This is a genomic window from Bacteroidota bacterium (genome assembly GCA_030706565.1).
GTDB lineage: Bacteria > Bacteroidota > Bacteroidia > Bacteroidales > JAUZOH01 > JAUZOH01.
This window is the reverse complement of record JAUZOH010000133.1, coordinates 1-9218: the sequence shown is the minus strand read 5'-3', so window position 1 is coordinate 9218 and position 9218 is coordinate 1. Positions and strand designations below refer to the sequence as shown.

Sequence of the window (9218 nt, the reverse complement as noted above, 5' to 3'; positions counted from 1 at the left end):
TAGATGGCGGTACAAGCATAGAAATTAACGGATATACCAAGGAAGAGAAAAAACAAGACCTGGATCATGAACAGTTCCAGATCAATGACGACAGGCCACTCAGCATGATCATGGACGAACTGCTGGATGCCAATTATATTCCTTCCTTCTGCACAGCCTGCTACCGGCGCGGACGTACCGGCGAACATTTTATGGAATTTTCCGTCCCCGGCTTTATCAAAAGATATTGCCACCCCAACGCCGTTCTTACCCTGGCTGAATATCTCGAAGATTATGCTACTCCTGCAACTAAGAATAAAGGGTATAAACTGATTGAAAATAAACTGGCTGAATATGATTATCAGGAATTCAAAGGTAAGTTGATTGAACGGCTCGACCTGATTAAGAAAGGGCAAAGGGATTTATATTTTTAAATATCTCACATACTGATTATTAATAATTTACAGCATATTTTTAATCCGGAATTTTTATGGCCATAAAAAAATTAAAAATTCTTGGAATCAGTGTAGGTGACAGAATTAAAGCTGTGGAAGAACTTCAGCAGGTATTGACCAATTATGCTGATTCCATCAAGACCCGTTTTGGGTTTCATGAATTAAACCAAAATGTATGCAGCCGCCGTGCAATCATCCTGCTCGAGCTGGCAGGTAATCCTAATGTATGGAACGACCTGGAAACAGACCTTAAAGAGATTGAAGATGTGCAGGTTAAAGAAATGACCTTTTTCATTTAATTTGAAATTGCCTTTGCAGATTTATTTGTCCGATTCTAATTTTAAAATTATTTACGGATGAAATCAAATGAAACCAGAATCTTGGGCGTGCTGGTAAAATCCAGACAGAACAATGCGGTTACTGTCCAGAACATTTTAACCAGCTTTGGATGTTCCATCAAGACCCGCCTGGGTTTACATGATGTAAACGAGAATGTATGCAGCAGCAGCGGGCTTATTCTGCTTGAGTTAACCGGAGATATCAACGAAATGAGCAAACTGGAAAATGAACTGCTCAAAGTTGATGGTGTGGAAGTACAAAGAATGATTTTCAACAACTAAACATTTTGTTTTCAGGTCGGCTTTTGGTAGTGCAGTGAATCACCCCATTCGCCATAACCAATTCTGTTGCCTGAAAGCCTTATGCGCGATTCAAGGCAAACCTTGCATTGATCGGCTTCCTCATCCAGACAGGGTTTACCTTCATAAAGCTGGTAATCCCTCCGGTATTTCAGGTGAGTAAGATTAGGCATGATCACATTGGCACCGGCCATAATGGCTTTTTCCCTGCCCAGGGGGTCCAAAGTCTGCATGGCCGTAGTGGCTGCTATATTCACATCTTTCATCATCAGCCTCAAAACAGCAACCATTTTAAGGGATAGTGTAAACCTCTCTTTTTCAGTCCATAAAAGATCTTTATATTGATAAAGGGGAGTTTCAGCATGTTCGATATAGGGGCCCATGCCAAACATGGGAAAATCCTTTTCCCTGAAAAACAACAAATCATTGGCCAGTTGGTCAATGGTTTGAAAAGGCAGTCCGATCATCACCCCGGTTCCGGCCTGGTATCCAAGTTTTTTAAGGGTATCCAGGGCTTCGACCCTTTCCCGGAAAACATGGTTACCGTCGTCCGGATGCAACCTGGAATACAGCAAAGGATTTGATGTTTCTATCCTGAGCAGGTACCGTTGAGCGCCACTTTCCAGCCACTGCCGGTAAGAATCTTCAGTTTGTTCGCCGCAGGAAAGGGTAATCCTCAACCGGCCCTGATAGCGGTCCTTAATTTCCTTAAGCAGGTCACTTATTTTCCGGACAAAAGAAACGTCATGCCGTTCGCCCGATTGAATGACCAGAGAAGCAAATCCATTTCGAAAGGCATAATCGCATGCTTCAAATACCTCATCGTCAGTCATCTGGTAACGTTTAACATGTTGATTGCCCGAACGGACGCCGCAATAAAGGCAATTCTTCGAACAGATATTGGAATATTCGATCAAGCCGCGGAAATAAACAATGTTCCCGACATATTTTTCCTTTATTTCTGCTGCCCTGGCAAAAAGTTTCTTCTGCTCTCTTTCATCGCACATAAGCAGGGACAAAATATCCTCCTTCCCCAATAACGGCTTGTCTAAAATATTTTCCATCCTGCTTTTCATTGCAGCTGTTTATTTTTTCAGTGAAATAATTTGAAATCTATTCCTGGGGGACTTTCTCCGCCTCAGCTTTCACAAAAGGGGCAATAGCCCGTTGATATATGCCATTGATGTATGCAATGGCCATGCCATAGTTTGAAACCGGGATACCTGCATCAACGGCAGGCTTCAAACGGTTAATAAGTTGCCTGTGAGTAAGAGTACAGCCCCCGCACTGAACCACCATGGCATATTCATGAATATCACGGGGAAGGGAATTTAAACCACCCACCACATCAAATTCAAGCTTTTTCCCGCTGAATTGCCTGATCCACCGGGGAATCTTTACCCGGCCAATATCGTCGCAATTTACTTCATGTGTGCAGGATTCCAGAATTAGCAGACGGTCGCCGTCCTTTAGTTTGGAAAGATAAGGAGTCCCTTGCTGATAATGCAGAAAATCGCCCTTACTTCTGGCCATCACGATACTGAAACTGGTAAGGGCAATATCTGCCGGGACCACGGCATTGACTTTAGCAAAAGCCTGACTATCGGTAATAACCAGGACAGGCTTGGGATTCATTTTCCGGATATAAGACTCCAGTGCCGTTTCTTTCAATACTACATTTACGGCATCATTATCCAGAACATCACGGATCATCTGAACCTGGGGAAGAATCATCCTCCCTTCCGGAGCTTCCAAGTCAATTGGCGTCACCAACAATACGGTATCACCGGAGGAAATCACATCCCCAAGCAAGGACTGCGAATGATAAGCTGTATCGGGCATATACTTGCATATACATTTTACGATTTCAGAAATATCATAGCCAGCCAAAGTGTTCATATCGATAACCGTGGTTGAATATTCCTTTTCAATCTTATTCTTCATGAGAGCAGATAAAGGCATCAGATCCGATTTGTTATGAATGACAAAAAAGGGCAGCGCAAATTCCCTGAACCGGCCGATCAGATCAATCTCCGGCTGTCCAAACCGATTCCCGGTAATAACCAAAATAGCCAGATCAATGGCCTGCAAAATTTTCATTGACTTTTGTACCCTTTTCATCCCCAGTTCACCGACATCATCGATGCCTGCAGTATCGATCAATATTGCCGGGCCTATGCCGAAAATTTCCATGGACTTCTTTACGGGATCTGTAGTTGTGCCAGCCATTTCGGACACAATAGAAATTTCCTGGCAGGCCAGGAAATTGATAAGAGAACTTTTTCCGCTATTCCTTCGTCCGAAAATTCCGATGTGCGGTTTTGAATCTTTGCCTTTGGACATAACAGTGATTTTAATATTGGTTTAAGATGCTTTATCTATACAAATTTGCATTAAAAAAACGGATATCACAATATAATCTTCCCCCTAATAAATATATTTCTAATGCTTTAATCCAGGAACTCCTACCCTAAACCCAAACTTTTTTATTAACTTTATTTAATCTTTACCAAAAATCAATAGCTATGAAAACAAAAGGAAACCTTTTTAAACATGGAATCATCTTAGTGATGATATTCGCCTGCCTGCCTGTTTTTAAAATTTATTCCCAGGAAACGAACCTGCAAGATGCTGTTTCCAAAATTGCAATCAAACAAACAGATGCAATTAAAGCATTGACGATTAAAGCTGAAGTGCCCACCTCAGCCATAGGGACCAAATTGGGTGAATTCTACACCAAACTATATAATTATACAAAAGCCAATCAAATTCGACCAGACGGCCCGCCCTTTACAATTTATCTTAAATTTGATCCACAGGGTAATACAGACATCATTGTCGGAGTACCAGTAGCAACCGAAAGCAAAGGAGAGGGAGATATACTCTTTAAGGTATTCCCTGCAATGAAAGTGGTTTCGACTCTATACATGGGTCCTTATGAGAAAATGATACCGGTCTATGAAGCCATGGGAAAATTCATAAAGGAAAATAACCTTGAAAGTACCGGTGAAACCTGGGAAATATATCTGACAGATCCCGAGGAAGTGCCAGATTCGTCTAAATATCAAACACTTATTTATTTTCCAATCAAACAATAACCTGTTAATTTAAGAGATCTATTTAACATAATCCATGTAAAAACAATGCAGTGTATTCATGAATTTTTATCTTTACCTGCCAAAGGGAAAGTATGGCCAGCGATTGAAATATCTAAAAGCTACATGTTAAAAGTCTCCAGATTTTTTCAGCCCTACTTTTCAAAATCAAAAAATATAAGCAAATAAAAACACTCACAATCAAAACAAAATGAAGAAGAAATTTTTAATGATTAACCTGGTAATCGTATTTTTTTGTTGTTTGTTGACATTCGGACAAAATACCAGGACAGAAAACACGCTGGTGATTAATGCCGACTCAGGCAAAAATATTATCAGCCGGCATATTTACGGACAATTTTCCGAGCATTTGGGACATTGCATATATGGAGGTTTTTGGGTAGGTGAAAATTCACCTATTCCTAATGTCAGAGGCATCAGAAAAGACGTAGTAGAAGCTTTAAAGCATATTCAGATTCCTAACCTGCGCTGGCCAGGCGGTTGCTTTGCCGACGAATATCACTGGAAGGATGGCATTGGCCCGCGTGACAAAAGGCCTACGATGGTTAACACAAATTGGGGCGGTGTCACCGAAGACAATAGCTTTGGAACTCATGAATTCCTCGATCTTTGCCAGCAACTGGGTACAGAACCCTATATCACCGGGAATGTAGGCAGCGGAACCGTACAGGAAATGGCTGAATGGGTAGAATACCTGAATTCGGACGGGCAAAACCCAATGTCTGATTTAAGAAAGGCCAACGGACGTGAGCAACCCTGGAATGTTAAATTCTGGGGAGTAGGTAACGAAAGCTGGGGTTGCGGCGGAAATATGCGCCCCGAGTTTTATGCCGACCAGTTCAGGCGTTATGCAACCTACTGCAGGAATTACAACGGGAACTCATTGTTTAAAATTGCCTCAGGACCAAGTTCAGACGATTACAACTGGACAGAAGTAATGATGAAAAATGTAGGTACCCGCATGAATGGCTTGTCCTTGCACTATTATACAGTTAAAGGCTGGAGCGGTTCAAAAGGTTCGGCAACTAAGTTCAATGAGGATGAATATTTTGACATTATCAAACGCTGTCTGGTAATTGATGAGTTGATAACCAAACATTCGGCCATTATGGACAAATACGATCCGGCCAAAAGAGTAGGATTGATTGTCGATGAATGGGGAACCTGGTTTGACGTAGAGCCCGGGACAAACCCCGGATTCCTGTTTCAGCAAAATACCCTGCGTGACGCGCTGGTTGCCGGTATCACTTTAAACATCCTGAACAGCCATTGCGACAGGGTCAAAATGGCCAATATCGCCCAGGTAATCAACGTCCTGCAATCCATGATTCTTACAGACGGGCCGAAGATGTGCCTGACCCCTACCTATCATGTTTTTGACTTATACAAGGTGCATCAGGACGCCACTCTTCTGCCCCTTACCCTGCAAACCGAAAATTATGAACTTAACGGGCAGAAAATTCCTGCAATTACGGCTTCCGCCTCAAAAGACAAAGAAGGGGTTATTCACATCAGCCTGACCAATGCCGATCCTCATCGCGACCTTACGGTGAATTGCAAAATTAATGGAACTGATTTTTCTGAAATTAGCGGCAGGATCCTGACTGCTCAAGAGCTTAATGCCCACAATACATTTGACAAACCACAAACCATCCAGCCTGCAGATTTTAAAGGTGCTAAAATAGCCCATCACCAGGTTGTGGTAAAATTACCTGCAAAATCAATTGTGGTCCTCACTCTGAAATAATTTTTGCAACAATATTTTGTATGTCAAAAATCAAAGGATACATACAAAAAAAGCCGGGGCCTAAGGTCCCGGCTTTTTGCTTTCTGTTATGATATTTCAATCTGATGTGATGGTTTCTCCTTAGCCTCTTCCTTTTTCGGGATTTGAATAGCTAACACACCATCGTCGTAAGAAGCCTTAATTTTATCAGCATCAACTGTATCAGGCAAACTGAATGAACGTTTAAATGAACTGTAACTAAATTCCCTTCTCATAAACTTCTCCCCTTTTTCTTCTTTCTTTTCTTCTTTTTCTGAAAAAATGGTAAGCAGGTTATTGTGAATATCAATCTTCAGATCTTTTTTGTTCACTCCGGGAACCGCTACTTCAATCTTAAAATCATTTTTACTTTCAACGATATTCACTGCCGGGGTACTAAATCCGGATTTATAGTTAAAAAAGTTTGAAAGTAAATCTTTACCAAAGAAATCATCCACGAAACTTGGTAAATAAGAACTGCTGTTTAATGTTGGTAACATGATTAAATCCTCCATATTTTAGTTTAACTATCATAATTTCTATTCTTAGATAATCAAACTACGTACCAATACCAAAAACAAATCATTTTGCGACAAATTGTCTCTATTTACAGACCGTCCTATGCCATTATGGCATTAACTATTTTCAAATTATTGATTTTTAATGAATTAAAATTTAATTAATTCAGGTTTCCCCATTTTTGAAAGTATAGATGTGATTATTTACTATTAAGGCACGGAATTCACGGAGAAATATTTTATTATTTCTCCGTATTTATATTGCCTCCGGGTTTGAATTTTTACCTCACCACAAAGGTCTAATAAACCTTGAACCATTTTGAACTATTTGAACAGCAATGGCACTGAGCCACAAAGAAGTTTGTTTCCCAGCTAATTATTACCAAGCTTGCCTTTAAGTCCTTCAATGGTTTTCAGAAGCTCCTGCTCCCTGCGGGACGATTGTTCCTGAGTTGCCCTCAGCTCTTCCATATTCTGCCTCATTTCTTCTTCCTGCGATGACATCTCTTCGGCCTGTTGCTGTGATTGCTCTAAGAGTTCGGCAGTCCTGATGTTGATTTTTACGGTAGAAATTGTCGAAGCAATGCTTTCTCCTATCTTTTCAACGAAAGCAACCTGATAAGGTTCAATTACCTCAAACGAAGCAATTTCGATGACGCCAAAAATCTCTTCGTTCAATTTTAAAGGAACAATCAGCAAACACTTGGGATTGGCTTCTCCAAGGCCAGAGGTAATCCTGATATAACGATCGGGAATATCGGTCATAAAAATGGTTTCCCCTTCCCTCACGCAGCGGCCCACCAGCCCTTCGCCGGGTTCAATGTGTTTCTGCAAATATTTCCGTCTGTCATAAGCATAACAGGCAGATAAATCAATAGAAGGATTTTCTTTATTGTCATTGATAATGAACAAGCCGCCCTGATTGGCACCCAGGTACTGCACCAGATTACTGATGATATGATAAGACAGCTCCTCCATATTGTGGTTGTTGTTCCTGAGTATCTCACTAAACTTGGCCATACCCTGGTTTGTCCAGTTTCTCTGAGCATCTTCCTTTTTCCTTTTTTGTTCTTCCAATGAGGCATTTTTCAAATCCTCACGCAGATTGATGAGTGAATTACCAAGTACATCTTCATCACTCAAAGGTTGAAATTTGCTTTCGAAGTTTCCCTTGCCAATTTTTTCAGAAAAATCAGCAAAATTTTTCAGGCCCTGTATCAAAGAATTCAAGGCAACAGACATCTCACCAATCTCATCAGAACGTTCTTCCAGCTCTGTATCCGGCAATATTCCCCTTGACATGGTCTGTAAAGTACTTTTAATCCGTTTCAGGGACCTGACAATAGAACGAACCATAAAAAATGATATGACCAGTGAAATAATCACCAGGAGAATTCCGGTAATCAGAAGAAAACGCTGGAAATTGCCAAACAGGTGAAATAGCTCAGCCTTCCCGTTTTTTACCGTATCTTGCTGATTTGTAATCAGATGCGAAAGTTGATTTTGTATCCTTTCCGTAAGACTTACTATTTCCCCTTTCTCCGACACCATAGGTGCAACTTGCATCATTATGGAATGATCATTGTACTTAGCCGTGCTATTCAGAAGATTCATTATATATTGTTGTCTGACAATCAACGTATCTTGAATTGCCCGGTAAATCTTATTGTACGCTTCTCTTTCTTCCGGTTTCCATTGATCTTTCAAATTCTGAATATTCTCATTTAATCTGGGAAAAATTGTCTCTTGCAAACGGACAAGTCTAAGTTTGTCGGGAGTAGTATCACTTTTTTCAATAAATACCCAACTTTTGATTAACATCTCTGATTCTCTGAGGTGTTCGCGTATTTTCCTCAGGTTGTCTTCCGAGGGCTCATAAACATTCTCTATATTCTGGTTGACCTGAATGCTCTTATTCAATATTTTGCTGTTAAGCAGCATATTGACAATCACCGCCAGAATTAATATGCCAAATCCAAGACTTATTTTTGTCCCTATGGTAAATCTGAATTTCATACGGATATAAATTTAATTTTTCAAGGACTTATGAAACTATATGTTTGCTATTCCTCTTTGTACTTATTCACAAACCTGTTTGTTTCATAACTGAGACCAATATTTATTGTTTCTGCTTTAACTCATTGACCATTTTAACAATTAACCTGAATGTTCAGAAAGCACTGCCAACAGGTTTACAGTTTATCCACAGCAGCAGCAATCTGCTCGAGCCCCTGGTTTAATGTTTTCCGGGGACAGCCAAAATTCAGGCGCATAAATCCTTCACCCCCCGGGCCGAAATCAGGACCGGGATTCAATGCAACTTTTGCTTTTTCTATCATGAATTTTTTGAGTTCATTATCATTCAAGCCTAAATCTTCGCAATTGAGCCAGGCAAGAAAAGTAGATTCTGGCCGTATCAGTTTTATTTGGGGCAGTCTTTTCTTTAAGAAATCATCGATAAAATCAAGATTGCCTTCCAGGTAATGCAACAATTGTTCCAACCATTCTTCCCCATGCTGGTAAGCAGCCTCAAGAGCTGTTATGCCAAAAATATTACTCTCCCCCAAATGAATATTTTCCTGAATAATCCTGAATTTATCAAAAAGTTTCTGATTGGGAATAATCACCTCTGAGGTTGTAAGTCCTGCAATATTAAATGTCTTGCTGGGAGCCACAAAGGTGACCGTGTTTTGAGCAGCATCTTCGGAAACCATTGCCAGGGGTATGTGCTTATGGCCGGAATAAAT

General features: G+C 40.6%; 10 protein-coding genes. 5 read left to right on the top strand and 5 right to left on the bottom strand.

What is annotated here, in order from left to right; genetic code table 11:
* The 3 genes from Q8907_08505 to Q8907_08495 form a co-directional block, all read left to right on the top strand.
* A partial coding sequence (locus Q8907_08505) for a [FeFe] hydrogenase H-cluster radical SAM maturase HydG (GenBank protein MDP4274303.1) occupies positions 1 to 413 on the top strand: 413 nt, incomplete at its 5' end.
* 56 nt (positions 414 to 469) lie between these two features.
* Positions 470 to 733 carry a hypothetical protein gene (locus Q8907_08500; GenBank protein MDP4274302.1) on the top strand — a complete coding sequence of 88 codons (264 nt, stop codon included), beginning with the start codon at positions 470 to 472 and terminating at the stop codon, positions 731 to 733.
* A gap of 57 nt (positions 734 to 790) precedes the next feature.
* Positions 791 to 1054, top strand: a complete 264-nt coding sequence (locus Q8907_08495; protein ID MDP4274301.1) for a hypothetical protein — start codon at positions 791 to 793, stop codon at positions 1052 to 1054.
* A gap of 11 nt (positions 1055 to 1065) precedes the next feature.
* Here Q8907_08495 and hydE read toward each other — a convergent pair whose 3' ends face one another.
* Positions 1066 to 2136 carry a [FeFe] hydrogenase H-cluster radical SAM maturase HydE gene (gene hydE / locus Q8907_08490; GenBank protein MDP4274300.1) on the bottom strand — a complete coding sequence of 357 codons (1071 nt, stop codon included), beginning with the start codon at positions 2134 to 2136 and terminating at the stop codon, positions 1066 to 1068.
* Positions 2137 to 2185: 49 nt separating this feature from the next.
* Positions 2186 to 3415 carry a [FeFe] hydrogenase H-cluster maturation GTPase HydF gene (gene hydF, locus Q8907_08485; GenBank protein ID MDP4274299.1) on the bottom strand — a complete coding sequence of 410 codons (1230 nt, stop codon included), beginning with the start codon at positions 3413 to 3415 and terminating at the stop codon, positions 2186 to 2188.
* A gap of 182 nt (positions 3416 to 3597) precedes the next feature.
* Here hydF and Q8907_08480 point away from each other — a divergent pair, with 182 nt between their 5' ends.
* Both Q8907_08480 and Q8907_08475 read left to right on the top strand, forming a co-directional pair.
* Entirely contained in the window at positions 3598 to 4170 is a 573-nt protein-coding gene (locus Q8907_08480) for a GyrI-like domain-containing protein (GenBank protein ID MDP4274298.1), read from the top strand.
* 208 nt (positions 4171 to 4378) lie between these two features.
* A complete protein-coding gene (locus Q8907_08475) occupies positions 4379 to 5935 on the top strand; it encodes an alpha-N-arabinofuranosidase (GenBank protein MDP4274297.1) in 1557 nt (518 codons plus the stop codon).
* An 86-nt stretch (positions 5936 to 6021) separates the two neighbouring features.
* Here the strand turns inward: Q8907_08475 and Q8907_08470 are convergent, their stop codons facing one another.
* The 3 genes from Q8907_08470 to Q8907_08460 form a co-directional block, all read right to left on the bottom strand.
* Entirely contained in the window at positions 6022 to 6453 is a 432-nt protein-coding gene (locus tag Q8907_08470) for an Hsp20/alpha crystallin family protein (GenBank protein MDP4274296.1), read from the bottom strand.
* A 390-nt stretch (positions 6454 to 6843) separates the two neighbouring features.
* Positions 6844 to 8487 (bottom strand): GAF domain-containing protein, encoded by a 1644-nt coding sequence (locus Q8907_08465; GenBank protein MDP4274295.1) that lies wholly within the window; start codon positions 8485 to 8487, stop codon positions 6844 to 6846.
* A 176-nt stretch (positions 8488 to 8663) separates the two neighbouring features.
* Positions 8664 to 9218 (bottom strand): cystathionine beta-lyase (locus Q8907_08460; protein ID MDP4274294.1); only part of this gene is annotated, 555 nt, incomplete at its 5' end.

What these genes read in the sequence shown, in the direction of transcription:
- Q8907_08500 (MDP4274302.1), top strand. Translation starts at nt 470, where the DNA reads ATGGCCATAAAAAAATTAAAAATTCTTGGAATCAGTGTAGGTGACAGA.
- Q8907_08495 (MDP4274301.1), top strand. Translation starts at nt 791, where the DNA reads ATGAAATCAAATGAAACCAGAATCTTGGGCGTGCTGGTAAAATCCAGA.
- hydE (MDP4274300.1), bottom strand. Translation starts at nt 2,136, where the DNA reads ATGGAAAATATTTTAGACAAGCCGTTATTGGGGAAGGAGGATATTTTG.
- hydF (MDP4274299.1), bottom strand. Translation starts at nt 3,415, where the DNA reads ATGTCCAAAGGCAAAGATTCAAAACCGCACATCGGAATTTTCGGACGA.
- Q8907_08480 (MDP4274298.1), top strand. Translation starts at nt 3,598, where the DNA reads ATGAAAACAAAAGGAAACCTTTTTAAACATGGAATCATCTTAGTGATG.
- Q8907_08475 (MDP4274297.1), top strand. Translation starts at nt 4,379, where the DNA reads ATGAAGAAGAAATTTTTAATGATTAACCTGGTAATCGTATTTTTTTGT.
- Q8907_08470 (MDP4274296.1), bottom strand. Translation starts at nt 6,453, where the DNA reads ATGTTACCAACATTAAACAGCAGTTCTTATTTACCAAGTTTCGTGGAT.
- Q8907_08465 (MDP4274295.1), bottom strand. Translation starts at nt 8,487, where the DNA reads ATGAAATTCAGATTTACCATAGGGACAAAAATAAGTCTTGGATTTGGC.